Source organism: Amycolatopsis tolypomycina, assembly GCF_900105945.1.
Taxonomy (GTDB): Bacteria; Actinomycetota; Actinomycetes; order Mycobacteriales; family Pseudonocardiaceae; genus Amycolatopsis; species Amycolatopsis tolypomycina.
The window spans coordinates 617,612-634,744 of the sequence record NZ_FNSO01000002.1; the positions used below are offsets into that span (position 1 = coordinate 617,612).

Annotated in this window: 22 protein-coding genes; 8 read left to right on the forward strand and 14 right to left on the reverse strand. The window is 71.2% G+C overall.

The window, feature by feature from the left end; all coding sequences use genetic code 11:
* Positions 1-29 precede the first annotated feature (29 nt).
* The gene (locus tag BLW76_RS04480) at positions 30-269 is read right to left on the reverse strand and encodes an SCO4848 family membrane protein (protein WP_091304572.1); all 240 of its coding nucleotides are present in this window, start codon (positions 267-269) and stop codon (positions 30-32) included.
* 41 nt (positions 270-310) lie between these two features.
* On the opposite strand from BLW76_RS04480, the gene BLW76_RS04485 reads away from it, so the two are divergent.
* Complete coding sequence (locus tag BLW76_RS04485) at positions 311-1,549, forward strand: D-alanyl-D-alanine carboxypeptidase family protein (RefSeq protein ID WP_091304573.1); 1,239 nt, start codon at positions 311-313, stop codon at positions 1,547-1,549.
* A 3-nt stretch (positions 1,550-1,552) separates the two neighbouring features.
* On the opposite strand, the gene BLW76_RS04490 is transcribed toward BLW76_RS04485, so the two are convergent.
* From BLW76_RS04490 to BLW76_RS04515, 6 genes are all read right to left on the reverse strand, one after another.
* Positions 1,553-2,662, reverse strand: coding sequence for an acyl-CoA dehydrogenase family protein (locus BLW76_RS04490; RefSeq protein WP_091304574.1), 1,110 nt, complete (start codon positions 2,660-2,662; stop codon positions 1,553-1,555).
* 19 nt (positions 2,663-2,681) lie between these two features.
* Positions 2,682-3,692 carry an inner membrane protein YhjD gene (gene yhjD, locus BLW76_RS04495; RefSeq protein ID WP_091304575.1) on the reverse strand — a complete coding sequence of 337 codons (1,011 nt, stop codon included), beginning with the start codon at positions 3,690-3,692 and terminating at the stop codon, positions 2,682-2,684.
* 545 nt (positions 3,693-4,237) lie between these two features.
* Positions 4,238-4,738, reverse strand: a complete 501-nt coding sequence (locus BLW76_RS04500) for an ATP-binding protein (protein ID WP_091304576.1) — start codon at positions 4,736-4,738, stop codon at positions 4,238-4,240.
* Entirely contained in the window at positions 4,735-5,766 is a 1,032-nt protein-coding gene (trpS, locus tag BLW76_RS04505; protein WP_091304577.1) for a tryptophan--tRNA ligase, read from the reverse strand. The genes BLW76_RS04500 and trpS overlap by 4 nt, the downstream gene beginning before the upstream one ends.
* A gap of 46 nt (positions 5,767-5,812) precedes the next feature.
* A complete protein-coding gene (locus BLW76_RS04510) occupies positions 5,813-6,172 on the reverse strand; it encodes a hypothetical protein (RefSeq protein ID WP_208613205.1) in 360 nt (119 codons plus the stop codon).
* A 303-nt stretch (positions 6,173-6,475) separates the two neighbouring features.
* Positions 6,476-7,297, reverse strand: a complete 822-nt coding sequence (locus BLW76_RS04515) for an exodeoxyribonuclease III (RefSeq protein ID WP_091304579.1) — start codon at positions 7,295-7,297, stop codon at positions 6,476-6,478.
* A 45-nt stretch (positions 7,298-7,342) separates the two neighbouring features.
* Here BLW76_RS04515 and BLW76_RS04520 point away from each other — a divergent pair, with 45 nt between their 5' ends.
* Positions 7,343-8,095 carry an MBL fold metallo-hydrolase gene (locus BLW76_RS04520; protein WP_091304580.1) on the forward strand — a complete coding sequence of 251 codons (753 nt, stop codon included), beginning with the start codon at positions 7,343-7,345 and terminating at the stop codon, positions 8,093-8,095.
* Positions 8,096-8,619: 524 nt separating this feature from the next.
* On the opposite strand, the gene BLW76_RS04530 is transcribed toward BLW76_RS04520, so the two are convergent.
* Positions 8,620-8,916: an SH3 domain-containing protein gene (locus BLW76_RS04530; RefSeq protein WP_091304582.1), complete on the reverse strand. Its 297-nt coding sequence runs from the start codon at positions 8,914-8,916 to the stop codon at positions 8,620-8,622.
* A gap of 173 nt (positions 8,917-9,089) precedes the next feature.
* The gene (locus BLW76_RS04535; RefSeq protein ID WP_091304583.1) at positions 9,090-10,313 is read right to left on the reverse strand and encodes an NADP-dependent isocitrate dehydrogenase; all 1,224 of its coding nucleotides are present in this window, start codon (positions 10,311-10,313) and stop codon (positions 9,090-9,092) included.
* A gap of 246 nt (positions 10,314-10,559) precedes the next feature.
* Here BLW76_RS04535 and BLW76_RS04540 point away from each other — a divergent pair, with 246 nt between their 5' ends.
* The 3 genes from BLW76_RS04540 to BLW76_RS04550 are packed head-to-tail and all read left to right on the forward strand — an operon-like array spanning position 10,560 to position 12,108.
* Positions 10,560-11,078: a hypothetical protein gene (locus BLW76_RS04540; protein WP_091304757.1), complete on the forward strand. Its 519-nt coding sequence runs from the start codon at positions 10,560-10,562 to the stop codon at positions 11,076-11,078.
* Positions 11,079-11,103: 25 nt separating this feature from the next.
* A complete protein-coding gene (locus BLW76_RS04545; protein ID WP_091304584.1) occupies positions 11,104-11,484 on the forward strand; it encodes a DUF2203 domain-containing protein in 381 nt (126 codons plus the stop codon).
* Between the two features lie 9 nt (positions 11,485-11,493).
* Positions 11,494-12,108: a class I SAM-dependent methyltransferase gene (locus tag BLW76_RS04550; RefSeq protein WP_091304585.1), complete on the forward strand. Its 615-nt coding sequence runs from the start codon at positions 11,494-11,496 to the stop codon at positions 12,106-12,108.
* A gap of 3 nt (positions 12,109-12,111) precedes the next feature.
* Here BLW76_RS04550 and BLW76_RS04555 read toward each other — a convergent pair whose 3' ends face one another.
* Together BLW76_RS04555 and BLW76_RS04560 are read right to left on the reverse strand one after the other, a co-directional pair.
* Positions 12,112-12,600: a hypothetical protein gene (locus tag BLW76_RS04555; RefSeq protein WP_244170039.1), complete on the reverse strand. Its 489-nt coding sequence runs from the start codon at positions 12,598-12,600 to the stop codon at positions 12,112-12,114.
* 86 nt (positions 12,601-12,686) lie between these two features.
* Positions 12,687-13,100, reverse strand: a complete 414-nt coding sequence (locus tag BLW76_RS04560) for a DUF2000 domain-containing protein (protein ID WP_091304758.1) — start codon at positions 13,098-13,100, stop codon at positions 12,687-12,689.
* A gap of 50 nt (positions 13,101-13,150) precedes the next feature.
* Here BLW76_RS04560 and BLW76_RS04565 point away from each other — a divergent pair, with 50 nt between their 5' ends.
* A complete protein-coding gene (locus BLW76_RS04565) occupies positions 13,151-13,927 on the forward strand; it encodes a helix-turn-helix transcriptional regulator (protein WP_091304587.1) in 777 nt (258 codons plus the stop codon).
* Positions 13,928-13,980: 53 nt separating this feature from the next.
* Positions 13,981-14,562, forward strand: coding sequence for an HhH-GPD-type base excision DNA repair protein (locus tag BLW76_RS04570; RefSeq protein WP_091304588.1), 582 nt, complete (start codon positions 13,981-13,983; stop codon positions 14,560-14,562).
* Here the strand turns inward: BLW76_RS04570 and BLW76_RS04575 are convergent.
* Both BLW76_RS04575 and BLW76_RS04580 read right to left on the reverse strand, forming a co-directional pair.
* Positions 14,559-15,119 carry a hypothetical protein gene (locus BLW76_RS04575; protein ID WP_091304589.1) on the reverse strand — a complete coding sequence of 187 codons (561 nt, stop codon included), beginning with the start codon at positions 15,117-15,119 and terminating at the stop codon, positions 14,559-14,561. The genes BLW76_RS04570 and BLW76_RS04575 overlap by 4 nt on opposite strands.
* Positions 15,116-15,550, reverse strand: a complete 435-nt coding sequence (locus BLW76_RS04580) for a TrmH family RNA methyltransferase (RefSeq protein ID WP_091304590.1) — start codon at positions 15,548-15,550, stop codon at positions 15,116-15,118. The genes BLW76_RS04575 and BLW76_RS04580 overlap by 4 nt, the downstream gene beginning before the upstream one ends.
* Before the next feature lie 197 nt (positions 15,551-15,747).
* Between BLW76_RS04580 and BLW76_RS04585 the strand changes: the two genes are divergently transcribed.
* Positions 15,748-15,936 (forward strand): DUF1918 domain-containing protein, encoded by a 189-nt coding sequence (locus BLW76_RS04585; RefSeq protein ID WP_034285998.1) that lies wholly within the window; start codon positions 15,748-15,750, stop codon positions 15,934-15,936.
* Here the strand turns inward: BLW76_RS04585 and BLW76_RS04590 are convergent.
* Entirely contained in the window at positions 15,933-17,111 is a 1,179-nt protein-coding gene (locus tag BLW76_RS04590) for an MFS transporter (protein WP_091304591.1), read from the reverse strand. The genes BLW76_RS04585 and BLW76_RS04590 overlap by 4 nt on opposite strands.
* Positions 17,112-17,133 lie beyond the last annotated feature (22 nt).

The window sequence follows — 17,133 nt, forward strand, 5'->3', positions numbered from 1 at the left end:
GGCCCCGGAGACCGCGCCACCGACCAAAGTCAGGAGGAGACGCGCGAACCCGCGCGGACCCCGCGCCAGCCGAGCACGCCGATGATCGTGCCGAGCACGAACGAAACGACGGTCAGCACCGCGTGCACCACGAAGTACGCGGTGGGCGAGCCGTCGGGTGCCCAGGCGCGGTCGCTGTCCCAGAGGTTCTTGGCGAAGGTGATCCAGATGATCCACGACCACACACCGAAGGCCAGCAGGAACAGCGAGGTGCCGCGTGAAATGCGCATGCCCCAGTATGCGGCGGCGGTCGCGGCGCTAGATTGCGTGGGTGCACTCCGTTGTCTCCCGGTCGCTCAAGGTCTTCACGACGACGCTCGCCGCCGCCCTCCTGGCCCTGAGCACCCCGGCGCTGGCCGCCGCGGCACCGCAGCAGGGCCAGTGCGCGAACCGCCAGGCGCCCCCGCCGCCGGTCGACACGTCGGAGAAGCCGGCGCCGGGCAAGCAGGCCCCGCCGCCGCTGGCCGTGCCCGCGGTCCCGGCAGGCGGCGACCGGATGGCCGAGTGCGGCCTGATCACCCCGGACGGCGCGCTCAACCCGCCGGACGGCAACACCGCGGCGTCGTGGCTGGTGCAGGACCTCGACACGGGCGCGGTCATCGCGGCGAAGGACCCGCACGCCCGGCAGCGGCCCGCGTCGCTCATCAAGACGCTGCTCGCGCTGGTCGTCGTCACCCAGCTGGACCCGCTGCAGCCGATCGTCGCGACGAAGGAGGACGCGGAGCAGGAGTGCACCTGCGTCGGCCTCGTCGCCGGCGGCCAGTACACGGTCGACCAGCTGCTGCACGGCCTGCTGATGCACTCGGGCAACGACGTCGCGCACGCGTTCGCGACCGCGCTCGGCGGGGTCGACGCCACGGTGGCGAAGATGAACGCGCTGGCCGCGAAGATCGGCGCGCTCGACACGCGGGCCGCGACCCCGTCGGGCCTGGACGGGCCGGGCATGTCGACCTCGGCCTACGACCTCAGCCTGATCTTCCACTACGCGATGAAGCAGCCGGAGTTCGCGAAGGTCGTCGCGACGAAGAACTTCGTGTTCCCGCCGGCCGGCGGCAAGCCGGCCATCCCGATCTACAACGACAACAAGCTGCTCGGCGTCTACCCCGGCTTCCTCGGCGGCAAGACCGGGTTCACCGACGACGCCCGCCACACCTACGTCGGCGCGGCGCAGCGCAAGGGCAAGCGGCTCGCGGTCGTCATGCTGCGCGCCGAGCAGAAGCCGACGAAGGTGGTCGACCAGGCGGCGAAGCTGCTCGACTACGGCTTCGCGCTGGAGGCCGACCGGGCCGTGCCGGTCGGCCGGATCACCTACCAGGCGCCGGCCGCGACGCCGGCCGATTCGTCGGTGCTCGCCGAAGGCGACACGGGCAACAGCGGGACGTCCTCGGCCGCGTCGGCGGCGAAGGAGGACCCGTTCGGCGTCACCGGCTGGATCATCACGCTGGTGGTATTCCTGATCATCGTCGGCGGGTTCGTGGTCGGGCACCAGCGCAAGAAGGCCGCGGGTTAACTGTCACAGCTGGTCCGTCCGGGCCGGGACGCCGAGCAGGAGCTTGCCGGACAGCTCGTAGCTGGCCGGGTTGACCTGGAAGTGGGCGGTCGCGGTGTGGGCGTCGCGGAAGCGGCGTTGCAGCGGCGACGTCTCGTAGATCGCCGCGCCGCCACCGAGTTCGTACATGCTTTCGGCGACTTTCGCGGCCGTGCGCGTCACGTGCGTCGCGGCCAGCCGGAGGCCGAGCCTGAGCGCGTCCGGGACCGGTTCGGTGCCCTGCGCGGCCTGCCAGGCGTCGTCGATGCTGGTGTAGAAGAGCAGTCGCGCCGCACGCAGGGCCGCCTCGGCTTCCGCGACGGCGGCCTGGGTCGCCGACCGTTCGGCCAGCGACCGGCTGGAGCCGAGCGGCCGGCGCGTCCCGGCGAGTTCGACGAGGTCGTCGATCGCGCCGCGCGCGTTGCCCAGCGCGGCGGCGGCGACCGAGAGCGCGAAGAACCCGAAGAGCGGAAACCGGTGCAGCGCAACGGCTTCCGGCGGCGGCCCGGCCATGACCGAGAAGACGCGGTGGTCCGGGACGAACAGTTCGTCGGCCACGCAGTCGTGGCTGCCGGTGCCGCGCAGGCCGGTCGTGTGCCAGGTGTCGAGCACCTCGAGGTCGGCCTTCGGCAACGCGGCGATGCACAGCGCGTTCTCGTGCACGAACCCGGCGAACAGCCAGCCGGCGTGCGGAATGCCGCTGCAGAACGCCCACCGGCCGCTCACGACGTACCCGCCGTCGGCCTTCCGCCCGGTGCCGCGCGGCGCCCAGACCCCGGCGGCGACGGTGCGCGGGTCGCCGAAGACCTCCTCGGCGCACTTCCGCGGGGCGTAGGCCGAGAGCAGGCTGCTGGTGACGGCGATCGAGACGCACCACCCGGCGGAGGCGTCCCCGCGCGCGATCGTCTCGGCGGTTTCGAGGCTGACGGCGGGCGGCGCTTCGGGGCCGCCGAGGTGGCCGGGGACGCCGGTGCGGAACAGCTGGGCGTCGGTCAGCTTCGCGACCAGTTCGGCGGGGAGGGCGCGCTGCCGTTCGGTGACGGGCGCGAGGGTCCTGGCGAGCTCGGCACACTCGCGAGCGGCGTCCAGCAGCACAAGACCCTCCTTTACCAGGTCAAGACTTCCGCCGTCCGCCGAGCCACGCAAGCAGCGCGCCGGCGCTGAAGGCCCCGGCGACGGCACCGAGGCCGGGTCCGCGCTGCACGGTGACGTTCTGCTCGAGCCGCACCGGAGGTGGCGGCGCGATGACCGTGCGTTCGTTCTCCTTGGCGGTGGCGGTCCACGCCGTGATGAGCAGCAGGAACCGCGAGACGAGGTTCGCGAAGACGAGCAACCCGATGACGGGCCCGAACAGCGCGGCCGACGGCGACTTCGTCACGCTGGCCAGGTAGATCGACCCGACCTGCTGCAGGATGACGAACCCGACGGCGGCGACGACGGCGCCCTTGACGGCACTGCGCAGCGCGACGCGTTCCCGCGGCAGGCGGGCGATGACCCAGACGAAGACGAGGGTGTTCGCGGCGAGCCCGAGCACGATGGTGGCCCCGCGCAGCAGCACGATGGCCCAGGTGGCGTGTTCGAGCCCGACGAGTTCGAGCAGGAACTGCCCGATCCCACCCCCGACGGCGGTCAGCGCGAAGGAGACGACGAGGGCAACACCGAGCCCGATCAGCGCGACGAGGTCCTTGAGCGTCTGCTTGACGATCGGCTGCGGTTGTTTTTCCTGGCCCCACTGCGCGGTGAGGGCGTCCCGCAGGTTCGACATCCAGCCGATGCCGGAGTAGAGGGCGATGAGGAGACCGAAGATCCCGATCCCGCCGCCGGAGTCGAGCGCGCCCTTGACGATGCCGTTGACGAGGTCCTTCAGCCCGTCGGGCACGGAGTTGTTGATGCCGTCGGTGATCTTCGCGATGATCGTCTGGTCGTGGTTGACGACCAGCCCGACAACGGCGAAGGCGACCATGAACAGCGGAAAGACGGAGAGCACGCTGAAGTAGGTGATGGCGGCGGCGTAGTGGTTGCCGTACCGCTCGGTGAAGGCGTCGTTGGCCCGGATGAGGTGATCGAGCCACGGGTACTTCCACCGCAACCGCGGCAGCAGCTTTTCCTTCTCTTCAGTCGCCACCGTGAAACGCTAACCACGCACGGTGAACCCCGCAACGCGAGCGGCTCACGTGAGGGAGGTTCGCCCTGTTCTGTCCACGGGCTCGGCTCTGTCCACAGCCTCGGCCGGTTGTGGACAGGAGGTTCGTTTCGGGCCGCGAAAACCGGGTTCGTCGGTGGGGGCCGATAGACTGGACTTGGGCACGCCCCCCAGGGAGGGCGGGAGCGATCTGCGGTTCCGGGGGTGGTGGCAACACCTGAGTGTTCAGGGGTTGCCTCGTGTCCAGACTGGATCGAGATCGTGCCCCGGCTGAGGTGTCCTCGCGTTCTTGAGTTTGGACGAGCGGATCAGGATCACTGACCGCCTCCGACAGCCCGGGATCTCGCTGCGGGCGATCGCGGCCGGGCTGGGCGTCCGGTCTCGACGGTCAGCCGGGAGCCGGCCCGCAATCAGCGGCCCGATGGCTGCCGGCCCCACACCACGCACGAGCGGACCACTGAGCGGTGCGTCCGCGGCCGACTTGCCGGAAGCCCGGCGGAACGGCCGGGCAACCGTTCGCGAGCGGCTCACGTGAGGAAGGCCAGCAGGGCGGGGTAGGCGTCCGCCGCGGTGAGGACACGTGCTCGGCGGCTCGCGGCGAACGCGGCCACCTCGTCGTAGGCGCGGTTCAGCTCCGGCTCGGTCAGCGGTGCCACCGTCTCGATCCCCGACGAGCCGCGAGCGGCGAAGCGGCGCCGGACCACCTCGCGCCCCGGCAGCAGCACGACCTCGTGGAAGCTCGCTCCGCGTTCGCTCGCCAGTGCTTCCAGCCGTTCCGGAAACCCCGGCCGGGCCAGCAGCTGCGGCACCACCACGTCGTGGCCCGCGGTCAAGTGCGTGCGCGCCGCCGCCAGTGCGATGTCGCGGGCCAGCCGTCCGGCCTCGGCCGGGGACGAACGCCAGCCGCCGAGCATGGCGCGGATGTGGTCGATGTCCAGGGCCAGTGCCGGCGGGTGGGCGTCGGCGTAGCGCCGGGCGAGCGTCGACTTGCCGCTGCCCGGCGGGCCGTTGAGCAGGATCAGCTTCACCGCACCGGCGGCAGGAACCCGATCCGCTGGTACGTCTTCGACAGGGTCTTCGACGCCACTTCGCGCGCGCGTTCGGCACCCACGGCCAGGACCTTGTCCAGCTCCGCGACATCGTCCAAATAGGACTTCACGCGCTCCTGGATCGGCGTCACCCACTCGACGAAGACCTCGCCGAGGTCCTTCTTCAGGTCGCCGTAGCCCTTGCCTTCGTACGCGGCTTCGAGGTCGGTGATCGCGCGCCCGGTCAGCGCCGAATAGATCGTCAGCAGGTTCGACACGCCCGCCTTGTTCTCCGCGTCGAACCTGACCTCGCGTCCGGTGTCGGTGACCGCCGAGCGGATCTTCTTCGCCGAGCGCTTCGGATCCTCGAGCAGCTCGATGAGCCCGTTGACGTTGGCCGCCGACTTGCTCATCTTGGCCGTCGGTTCCTGCAGGTCGTAGATCTTCGCCGTGTCCTTGATGATGTACGGCTCCGGCACCACGAACGTCTTGCCCAGCCGGTTGTTGAAGCGCTGCGCGAGGTCGCGCGTCAGCTCCAGGTGCTGGCGCTGGTCCTCGCCGACCGGGACGGCGTCGGCCTGGTAGAGCAGGATGTCGGCCGCTTGGAGGATCGGATACGTGAAGAGGCCGACGCTCGAACGGTCGGAGCCCTGCTTCGCCGACTTGTCTTTGAACTGCGTCATCCGGCCGGCCTCGCCGAAGCCGGTCTGGCACTCCAGCACCCAGCTCAGCTGGGCGTGCTCCGGCACGTGGCTCTGGACGAACAGGGCGCTGCGCTGCGGGTCGATCCCGATGGCCAGCAGCTGCGCGGCCGAGACGCGAGTGCGCTGCCGCAGCACCTTGGGGTCCTGCTCGACCGTGATCGCGTGCAGGTCGACCACGCTGTAGAACGTCTCGTGCGTGTCCTGCAGCTTCACCCACTGGCGCAGCGCGCCGAGGTAGTTGCCGAGGTGGAACGAGTCGGCGGTGGGCTGGATCCCGGACAGGACCCGCGGGCGGCGCTCTGCGACGGTCTGTTCTTCGGACACGTCAGGATTCTTCCAGGCCGGGACGACCGGCGGGCGCGGAGGGCCCTCAGGCGTTCGGGCGCGGCGTGAGGAACGGGCTCGTCGGCGTGACGTCGGGTTCGGCGAGCACGGCTTCGGCCATCGCGGTGACCGGCCCGTCCGCGACGATCGGGGTGGCGTCGGCGAGCGCCGCGGCGGCCCGGGTCTTGCGGCGCTGGCGCAGCACGCCCAGCGTCATGCCGACGATGCCCAGCGCGACGGCGACCAGCCCGACGGGGCCGAGCACGCCGAACGTCTCCGCGTTGGTGCCGGACTGCGCGGTCGTGATGACGGCGGCGAACGCGCTGCCGCCGCCGGCCAGGAGCAGGCCGGCCGGGACGAGCGCGACCACCACGGCCGCGCGGGAACCGCGCAGGGTGGACCGCAACAGGGTTCGACCTGGGTTGCGCACCGGAGTGCCTCCCGCGAGTAACGCTCACCCATCCGAGTGAGACGTTGCGTGCTACTGGTCAAAAAACTACCGAGCGTGTCAAGACCTGCCGGTTCTGATCAACTCGGGAGCGAGAGTAGCGCTCATCCAGTAAGACGGTCGGGGCACCCCCAGGGTTCACTCTGGTTACTCGAAGGGGTGACATTCGGCCGAAGAAGTACTACTTGAAGTAGAGCGTGGCCTCCGTGGTCACCCGTCCTCCGCAGTGCTCGCCGGGCGTCCTCCTGTTCGGGAGGCCGTTCACCGGATAGTGGCGCTCGGGAAGTCGATGTCGTAGGTCGCGGTGACCGGCGCGTGGTCGGACCAGCGCTGGTCGTAGGCGGCGGCCCGCTCGACCACGACCTCGACGACCTTCTCGGCGAGGCCGGGGGTCGCGAGCTGGCAGTCGATGCGCCAGCCGGAGTCGTTGTCGAAGGCCTGGCCGCGGTAGGACCACCAGGTGTACGGGCCGGGGCCGTCCGGGTCGAGCCGGCGCTGGACGTCGGTGTAGCCCGCCTCGGTGTAGACGCGGCCGAGCCAGGCGCGTTCCTCGGGCAGGAAGCCGGAGTTCTTGCGGTTGCCGCGCCAGTTCTTGAGGTCGACGGTGTCGTAGGCGATGTTCCAGTCCCCGACGACGACGGCCTCCCGCCCGGCCGCGGCGGCCTTCGCCCGCAGCTCGACGAGGTAGGGCAGGAACGCGGCCATGAAGCGTTCCTTTTCGTCCTGGCGTTCGGTGCCGACGTCCCCGCTGGGCAGGTAGAGGCTCGCGACGACGACGTTCGGCAGGTGCACCTCGAGGTAGCGCCCGCTGTCCTCGAACTCCGGCTCGCCGAAGCCGATGCGCACCTCTTCGGGCTCGACGCGGCTGTACACGGCGACGCCGTTGCGCCCCTTGGCCGCCGACGGCGCGTGCACCGAGAACCACCCGTCGGGCTCGACGACCTCGGCGGGCAGCTGACTGGCTTCGGCCCGCACCTCCTGACAGGCGACGACGTCGGCCTTCGTGGCGGCGAGCCACTCGACGAAGCCCTTTTTGGCGGCGGCGCGGAGGCCGTTGACGTTCACGGTGGAGACGGTCAGCACGCCGTGAACGCTACCTGCCGTGGCCGCTCTGCGAGACTGCCGGGCATGGGTGGCGCGGCGAGCAGGCTGACGGTGCTGGGCAGTTGCGGGGCGTGGCCGGAGCCCGGCCGCGCCTGCGCCGGATTCCTGTTGGAGCACAACGGTTTTCGCGTCGTGCTGGACCTCGGGTACGGCGCCGCGCCGCGACTGTTCACGCACTGCGGCGACGGGCTGCCCGACGCGGTGATCGTGACGCACGAGCACCCGGACCACTGCGCGGACGTGAGCGCATTGGGCAGGGCGTGGCACTACACGGTCCAGGCCGGCGAGCCGACGGCCCGGCTGCCGCTGCACTGCACGCCGGGCACCGTCCGCCGGCTCGAGGCGATGGAGCCCCGGCCGCACCCGGAGACGCTGTTCGAGGTGCACGACCTGGCCGAGCCGGCGGACATCGGACCGTTCCGCATGACGCCGCACCTGCTACCGCACCACCAGCCGAACTTCGGCGTGCGCTTGACGGCCCCCGGGTTGACGGTGGCGTACACGGGCGACACGGGCCCGTCGCCGGCACTGGCCGACCTGGGTCGCGACGCGGACCTGTTCATCTGCGACGCCACCCTCCGCACCGAGCAGCCGGAGCCCCGCTACCTGATGACGGCGGCAGAGGCGGGCCACTGGGCAGCCAAGGCAGGCGCGGCCCGGTTGCTACTGACGCACTTCTGGCCCGGCACAGACCGCCAGGCGGCGGCCGAGGAGGCGCGCGGCCGGTTCGGTGGCGAGGTGCTGGTCGCGGACGAGGACCTGACGATCGAGCTCTGACGCCCGGGGTTGAGCACTCGGCTCGGCTCGGCCCGCGTTCGGTCCGGCTTGGCTCGGCTTGGCTCGGCTCGGCCCACGTTCGGCTCGGCTCGCGCCCGGCTGGGCTGGGCTGGGCTGGGCTGGGCTCGGCTGGGCCCGCGTTCGGCTCGGCTCGGCTCGGCTCGGCTCGGCTCGGCTCGGCCCCAGCGTTCGCCGACCCAAGCGGACCACGCAACCCGGCAGTCAGGGCCGTCCCCACAGCCCACCGCCGATCGAACGCCGACGCTCAAACCCGTCCGAACACTGCGCCCCAGGCTCCCGTCCGGGCCCGCGAGACTCCCCCTGGAGACCTCACGGACACCTCCGGTCCGGCCGGCGATCACGCCATTCAGTTGTCGCCCGTCCCCGGACGGTTCCCTCCTTTCCGACGGCTCCACCGCCGCCACCTGCGGTTTTCGACCTGATCACTTCTACCACCCACCACCGACAAAAACCGGATCGCGGGCACGCCGAAGCCGGCCTCGAAAGGCGAGAAACACAAATCCTCAGCAGGCCGACCCGGCCACCGGCTGGGTGAACTCCGCCGCCACCCACTTGTCGTCGGCCACCTTGCGGAAGCCGTTCTGTACGCCCGGCAGGGCGTCGAACTGGGCGTCGCGCAGGTACTTGCCGACGATCTTCGCCTTGCCGTCCGCCGCCTCGCGGGCGTTCAGGACGTCTGCCGTCACGGTGACCTTGCAGCCCGTTGCCGAGGCGCCCGATGCCTGCTTCTCCGTGTTCATGGCGTAGACGATGACGACCAGAGCGAGCGCGCCCAAGATGAGCAGAGTCTTCTTCGACATGCCTTCCTCCAACCCGCGAGCCGTCCCCACGCCAAGGGTAGGCAATCCTTTACCCGGGCGGCAGCGCCGGACGTCGCAACCACCCGGAGGCGCCAGCGGGGGTCACCAAGCGTGATCATGCGAAAGCCCCCTCCCCGGTAGGCGAACCGGGAAGGGGGCCGTCGAACAGAGACTCAGCCCTGGGCGATCTTCTTCGCCAGGTTGTCGTCCAGCGTCGCGAGGAACTCCTCGGTCGTCTGCCACGGCTGGTCCTTGCTGATCAGCAGCGCGAGGTCCTTCGTCATCTGGCCGCTCTCGACGGTCTCGACGACGACCTGCTCCAGCGTGTTCGCGAAGCCGATCAGCTCCTGGTTGCCGTCCAGCTTGCCGCGGTGCTCGAGGCCGCGGGTCCAGGCGTAGATCGACGCGATCGGGTTCGTCGACGTCGGCTTGCCCTGCTGGTGCTGGCGGTAGTGCCGGGTGACCGTGCCGTGCGCGGCCTCGGCCTCGACGGTCCGGCCGTCCGGCGTGCGCAGCACCGACGTCATCAGGCCGAGCGAGCCGAAGCCCTGCGCGACCGTGTCGGACTGGACGTCACCGTCGTAGTTCTTGCACGCCCAGACGTAGCCGCCCTCCCACTTCATGGCCGCGGCGACCATGTCGTCGATCAGGCGGTGCTCGTAGGAGATGCCCTTGGCGTCGAAGTCGGCCTTGAACTCGGCGTCGAAGATCTCCTGGAACACGTCCTTGAACTGGCCGTCGTAGGCCTTGAGGATGGTGTTCTTGGTCGACATGTACACCGGCAGGCCGCGGTCGAGGCCGTACTGCAGCGACGCGCGCGCGAAGTCCTCGATCGACTTGCGGTAGTTGTACATCCCCATCGCGACGCCGCCGCCCTCGGGGAACTTCGCGACCTGGAACTCCATCGGCTCCGACCCGTCCTCCGGGGTGAAGCTGATGGTCAGCGTGCCGGGGCCGGGGACCTTGAAGTTGGTTGCCTTGTACTGGTCGCCGTGGGCGTGGCGGCCGATGATGATCGGCTTCGTCCACGTCGGCACCAGGCGCGGGATGTTCTGGATGACGATCGGCTCGCGGAAGATGACACCGCCGAGGATGTTGCGGATGGTGCCGTTGGGCGACAGCCACATCTTCTTGAGGCCGAACTCCTCGACCCGCGCCTCGTCCGGGGTGATCGTGGCGCACTTGACGCCGACGCCGTGCTTCTTGATGGCGTTCGCGGAGTCGATGGTGACCTGGTCGTCGGTGCGGTCCCGCTCCTCGATACCCAGGTCGTAGTAGTCCAGGTTCACGTCCAGGTACGGGTGGATCAGCTTGTCCTTGATGAACTGCCAGATGATGCGGGTCATCTCATCGCCGTCGAGTTCGACGACGGTGCCCTGGACCTTGATCTTGGCCATGAGCAGCGGTGCTCCTTCCGCGGATCTTCGCGTTCTTCTTCTCAGTCTCGCCGGTAGCGGTACAAGCGTACTGCTTGACGGAGCTTGATGGTTCCAGTAGTGGTCGGCATCAAGTCTCCACCCGCGGTTTGTGGCGCGGATCACCGGGCACGAGCCGATCCGACCGCTCGCCGAGCAACCGTCGCTTTCCGGGATGAACCGGGGCACGATGCCACCCGTGAACCCATCATGCGGGAGGTGACGGGCATGTCGACCCATCGGTACGCCGACTACGACGACGACTACGAGAACGACTACCAGGACGCCGGCGACGCCGACGTGCTCGAAGAGCGGCCCCGCCGGGGCGCCGCGCACGTCGTCAGCGCGCTCGGCGGCCTCGTGCTGACACCGGTCGCGCTGGGCCTGCTGAGCTGGGGCGGCCTGCGCCAGCAGCAGCTGATCCAAGCCACGCTGAGCACCAACCGCGACCCGCTGGGCATCGCGCTGCTCGCCGGCGGCGCCATCCTCCTGCTGATCATCGCCGCCCTCGGCGCGCTGTCGGCGACCGGCCCGATCCTCGGCGGGCTCATCTACGGCGTGCTGCCCGGCGTCGCCGCGATGGCCGTGCCCGAATGGGGGTTCCGGCTGGTCAACCTCATGCCGAAGAGCGACATCGCCTACGGCGTCATGGACTTCCTCTTCATCGGCGGCCTGCTCGGCGTGGGCTTCCTGCTGGTCGGCAGCGGGCTGGCCAACGCGCTCGTCCGGCGGCGCCGCGAGGCCTGACGCGCGCCGGTGGCATCATCGGGCGATGGGACTGTTCACCGTGGCCGAGGCCCGCGACGAACTGACGCGCCTGCGGCCGGTCCTCGACGAACTCGTGCGCGTCCGCGCCGATGCGGCCGAGCTCGCGGCGTCGCTGCGGCCGGGCGGCCGGGCCACCGAGCTGGGCGGACTGCCCGAGTGGAAGGCCGCGCAGGCCCGCCTCGACGACCTGATGATGACGGTCCAGCGCACCGGCGCCGAGCTCAAGGGGTTCGCGCCGCTGCTGGTCGACTTCCCCGCCGAGCTGGACGGCACCGACGTGCTGCTGTGCTGGCTCGAAGGCGACCGCGACCTGGGCTGGTACCACCGCGCCGACCTCGGCTTCGCGGGCCGTCGGCCGCTGAAAACCACTGGTGGCGCCGGTTAGGTTGGGTCCGTGGACCACGACGTGAGGGCCGCCGTCTTCGACGGCACCGCCGAGCACTACGACGAAGACACCTTCCACGCCCGCGTGGCCGAAGCGCTGGTCGAGCCCCTGCCCGACGGCCCGGAGCTCGTCCTCGACGTCGCCACGGGAACCGGCTTCGCGGCGTACGCGGCATTGCGGCTGAAGCCGGCCCGCGTGCTGGCTGTCGACCTGTCGCCGGAGATGCTGGCGCGGGCCGAGGCCAAGGCGGACCTCGACCCCGAACGGCGGATCACCTGGCAGGTCGCGCCCGCGGTGCCGATGCCGGCCGAGGACCACTCGGCCGACATCGTGCTGTGCGCGTCCTCGCTGCACTTCCTGGGCGCCGCCGCCTTCCCGGACTGGCGGCGCGTGCTGCGTCCGGGCGGGCGGCTGGCCTTTTCGGTGGTGTCCGGAGCGCGGTTCAAGCCCTCGGGACCGTTCGCGGAGCTGGTGCCGGGCGACCTGGAGTTCCCGCACGACGAGGCCGGGGCCGCGCTACTGGCCTGGTCGGCGGGCTTCGTGGACGCTTCGGCGCGGACCTTCACCGTCGACGACGGCGAGCGGGTCCGCAGTGTCTTCCTGGTGCACGCCACGGCCCCGTGAGGGTCAGCGGGTGAAGTGGACCTCGCCGCGGGTGGCCGGGGCATCCGGGGCGCCGCAGCGCTGGACGAACGTCAGGTCCACGCCCGAGGCGTCGAGGCGGTCGATCGTGAAGTCGGCGTAGGCGTCGGTGCACCCGAAGCTGCCGCTGACCACGAAGACGCCCGGTGTGGACAGCGCCGGGTCACCCTGGCCGCGGAACCGCGCGCCGGTGTACGTGCCGGTGTGCAGGGTCTCCCCCGCCGGTGCACTCAGCTCGACGCGCAGGTCCTTCAGCCCCGACTGGACGTCGATCTTCAGCACGCCGTTGTACTCCCAGACGGCGATCTCGTCGGCCGGCGCCGCGTACTGGGCGCTGCCTTCCAGCGGAAAAGCACCGGCTTCCGACGTGTAGGCGACCGTCTGCACCGGGTCCGCCGAAGCGACCGGGACGAGCGCCACGCCCAGCCCGGCCGCCGCCGTCAGGACCACGCACGCACGACGAACTGAATTCACGGAACCTCCCCCTGTTCGAGCCGCCCTTCGCGGCACTGCCGATCATGCTGACAGGGTCACTCACCCGGGGGATAGAGCAGTTCTACTCAACGGTGCAGCGAAGTGCCCTTGAGGATCTTGTCGACGGCGTTCTTCGGCCCGTGCACGGCCATCCCGGCCAGCGCCAGCTTCTCCCCCGGCACCGCGCGCACCGCGGCACGGTTGTCGTCGTCGTTGCCCGTGTGGAACAGCTCGTCGGTGAAGATCGAAAACTTCAGGCCGCGGCCGAGCGCGCGGGCGTGGGCCGCGGTCAGCACGTCCGCGGTGCCGGAAAAGACCATGACCGGCTGGCCGAACATCGGCAGGTACTCCGTGCCGTCGGCGTCGGCGTAGGGCTCGCCCATCAGCTCCGGCGTCACGTGGGCGAGGCCGCTGACCAGGAACGCCGTGACGTTGAGCCGCTGCCAGGACGCCAGGTCGTCGCGGAGCAGGACGGCGATCTTCGTGTCGAAGGAACTCATGCCGGTCACGATCGCCCGGGCGCGACGTCCGCGTCTTGTACGTTCTTGACATGGCGCAGGTGGAGGCGTGGCGACCGGCGGTCCCGGGGATCGCCGAGGTCTTCCACGCCCGGTTCACCACGCACGCGTACCCGCTGCACACGCACGACACGTGGACGCTGCTGATCGTCGACGACGGCGTCATCCGCTACGACCTCGACCGCCACCACCACGGCGCGCTCGGCCCGGCGGTGACGCTGCTGCCGCCGAACGTCGCCCACGACGGCCGGGCCGCGACCAGCCACGGCTTCCGCAAGCGCGTGCTCTACCTGGACGCCCAGGTGCTCGGCGACGACCTCATCGGCGCGGCGGTCGACCGCCCGAGCCTCGCCGACGGGCTCCTGCGCACCCGGATCCACCAGCTCCACGAGTCCCTCGCCGAGCCGGGTGACGCGTTCGAGGCCGAAAGCCGGCTGGTGCTGGTGGCCGACCGGCTGCGCACCCACCTCGGCCGCCCGGTGGCGCACGAGCCGAAGCGTGGCCTGGCCGACGACCTGCGGGATCTCCTGGACGCGCGCCTGCCGGACGCGCTGACGCTCGCCGAAGCGGGCGAGACGCTCGGCGCGCACCCGGCGTACCTCGTCCGCTGCTTCGGGGCGCGGTTCGGCCTGCCGCCGCACCGCTACCTGACCGGCCGCCGGGTGGACCGGGCCCGCCGCCTGCTGCTCGACGGCACCCCGGCGGCGCAGGTCGCGGCCGCGGCGGGGTTCACCGACCAGGCCCACCTGACGCGGCACTTCAAGCGGTACCTGGGCACGACGCCGTCCCGTTACGCGAAAGCCCGGTGACGGCGAAAGCCGGAGCGCACCCTGCAAGAACACGGCTGTGTCAAAATGACGGGATGCTGCGCGAACTGCACCTGACCGGCGACCCGGCAGCCGACAAGCTGCTGAACGACGACCCGTTCGCCCTGCTCGTCGGGATGCTCCTGGACCAGCAGTACCCGATGGAGCACGCCTTCGCCGGCCCGCGGAAGATCGCCGACCGGATGGACGGGTTCGACCTCGCGAAGATCGCCGCGACCGATCTCGAGGAGTTCGTCGAGCTGTGCGTGGTCCCGCCCGCCATCCACCGCTACGGCGGTTCGATGGCCCGCCGCGTCCACGCGCTCGCCCAGCACATCATCGAGAACTACGACGGCCGCACCGAGGGCATCTGGCTCGACGGCCGCCCGAAGCCGAACGGTCCCGAAGTCCTCAAGCGGCTGAAGGCCCTGCCGGGGTTCGGCGAGCAGAAGGCCAAGATCTTCCTTGCCCTGCTTGGCAAGCAGCGCGGCGTGCAGCCGAAGGGCTGGCGCGAGGCGGCCGGCGCGTACGGCGACCGCGGCTCGCGCCGGTCGATCGCCGACGTCACGAGCGCCGAAACCCTCAACCAGGTCCGCGCGTTCAAGAAGGCCGCCAAGACCGCGGCCACTCCCGGCTAACGCACCCAGACGCGCAGCGGGCCCAGCGGCTCGGCGCCGTGGTCCAGCGCGATCCGCAGGTCTTCGCCGTGTTCGTAGCCGACCACCGGGACGCCGGGGAACGCCGCAGCCACCGCCGCCACCGCGCCCGGCCAGGACTCTGCCGGTCCCGAGAAGTTGGACAGCCCGACCACGCCGTCGCCGCGGTGGGCGACGACCGTCGCCGGTCCCCCGGACAGCACCGCCACCGAGTCGTCCACCGGGAAGCCGTGGCCGGCCACCTGCCGCCAGCCCGGCTCGGGGACGCCCGGCCCGCACGCGATCCAGGTCGCTTCGAACAAGATCGAGAACCCCGGTAGGTCCAGGTTCGCGAAGCTGTCCTTGACCGAACACCCCGCGGAGCCGTCGACGAACGGGAGGACGTCGGCGGCGGTGGCGTCCGGGGTCAGCGTCACCGCGTCCGGGTAGTACTCCCGAGTGCGGGACGGCGAAGTCCACGCCCGCGGGCCGAACTCCCCGCCGCACACCAGGTCGCACCACGCGGCGTTTTCCGCGACCGTCCACTCGAGACCGCTCACAGCAGGCCCGCCAGCTTGTACAGCACCAGGCTGCCCGCCACGGCGACGTTCAGGCTGGCGCCGGTGCCGACCATCGGGATCTCGACGACGCTGTCGAGCAGGTCGAGCGCCTCCGGCGGGATCCCGGTCTGCTCGTGGCCGAGGACGGCGATCGTGCGGCCGCGGGCGGCGGGCAGGTCGGCCAGCCGGACCGCTTCCTCGGCCAGTTCGACGCCGACCACCCGCGTGCCCGCCGCCCGTTCACGCGCCAGCCAGCCCGGTGGGTCGTGCACCCAGTGCACGCAGGCCGGCCGCCGCAACGTGTTCCCCCTCCGCAACGCTTCGGGCACCCACGGGAACCGCGGCACGGCGAGGCACGCGCCGACGGCGTCACACGTGCGCAGCAGCGTGCCGAGATTCGCGCCGTGCAACGGCCACAGCGGGGCGGCCACCAGGTGACCCCAACAGGAATGTGCTTTGCTCCGCCGGGACTTCCGCAGCTCTCGTGGCGTGCGGACCCGGACCGAAGGGCTCACCGGCGCCGAGGCGCGGCGCCTCCGAATTCGCTGATCATGCTTGAAATTCTAACCCGTTCGCGGGGTCCTCGGGACGAGTTTCCGCTCCTACCCTGGACACGGAGGTGAAGCCCATGCACGCAGGAGTAGGAGACGAAATCCAGGTGCACGGCCGGACGGTCGGGTCGGCCGAGCAGCGTGGCGAGATCCTCGAAGTCCGTGGCCCCGACGGCGCGCCGCCCTATCTGGTGCGGTTCGCCGACGGGCACGAGGGGCTCGTCTACCCCGGGCCCGACTGCGAAGTCCAGGCGCACGCCGACTAACCGACGGCGACCTGTTCCCGAGGCTCGCGGACCCGCCCCCACGCCGCGCCCACCAGCAGCAGGGCCACGAGCGTCAGCGCGGCCGCGACCTCGGGCAGCAGCAGCGGGCCGCCCGAAGCGAGCACCGCGCCGCCGACCACGCCGGACAGGCCGACGCCCAGGTAGATCGCGGACGCGTTGAGCGAAAGCACCAGACCGGCGTGGCCCGGCGAAAGCTCGATCAGGCGGTGCTGCACCGGCGGGTTGAACGACCACGTCGCCAGCCCCCAGACGAACAGCGAGATCCCGGCCGCGACCGGCGTCACCGTCGTCAGCGGCAGCAACGCCATCACCGCGGTGATGGCCACCGTGACCACGAGGAGCGGCCGGCGCGAGCCCCAGCGGTCGGTCGCCCGGCCGCCGGCGAAGTTGCCGATCGCGCCGCCGACGCCGTAGCAGAAGAGCAGCACCGTCACGGTCGTGCCGTGCACGTTCGCGGTCGCGGCCAGCAGCGGCGAGACGAACGTGTAGACCATGAACGCGGCCAGGCAGGCGAGCACCGTCGTGGCCAGCATGACGAGCACCCGCGGGTCGCGGCCCGCGGCGAACCGCTCGGCCAGGCCCACCCGCGGCGGCGCCGCGACCGTGGGCAGCGCCAGGCGCACGGCCAGCGCGCTCACCAGCGAGAACGCGGCGACCAGCGCGAACGCCGTCCGGTAGCCGAGGTGCTGCGAGATGAGGCTGCCGAGCGGGACGCCGAAGATGAGCGCGACCGTCAGGCCGCCGAACACCAGCGCGACGGCGCGGCCGCGGCGTTCGGGAGCGGTCAGCTCGGCCGCCACGGCGCTGGCCGCGGGCGTGAACACCGCGGCGCCGACCGCGGTCACCACCCGGGCGACCAGGAGCGAGCCGTAGCCGGGCGCGAGCGCGGCGAACAGGTTGCCGGCGCCGGTGACGGCGAGCGCCGCGACCAGCAGCGTGCGGCGTTCCCAGGTGCCGGTGGCGGCGGCGAACAGTGGCGAGCCGACCGCGTAGGCGATGGCGAAGGCGGTGACGAGCTGCGCCGCGGCCGTGGCCGAGACGTGCAGCTCGCCGGTCAGCGCGGGCAGCAGCCCGGCGACGATGTAGCCGCTGGTCCCGACGCCGAAGGCGCCGAACGCGAGGACGGAGATCCTCGAAGGAGCAGGTGCGGACATGGGCTGGGCCCCCAAGCGAAGC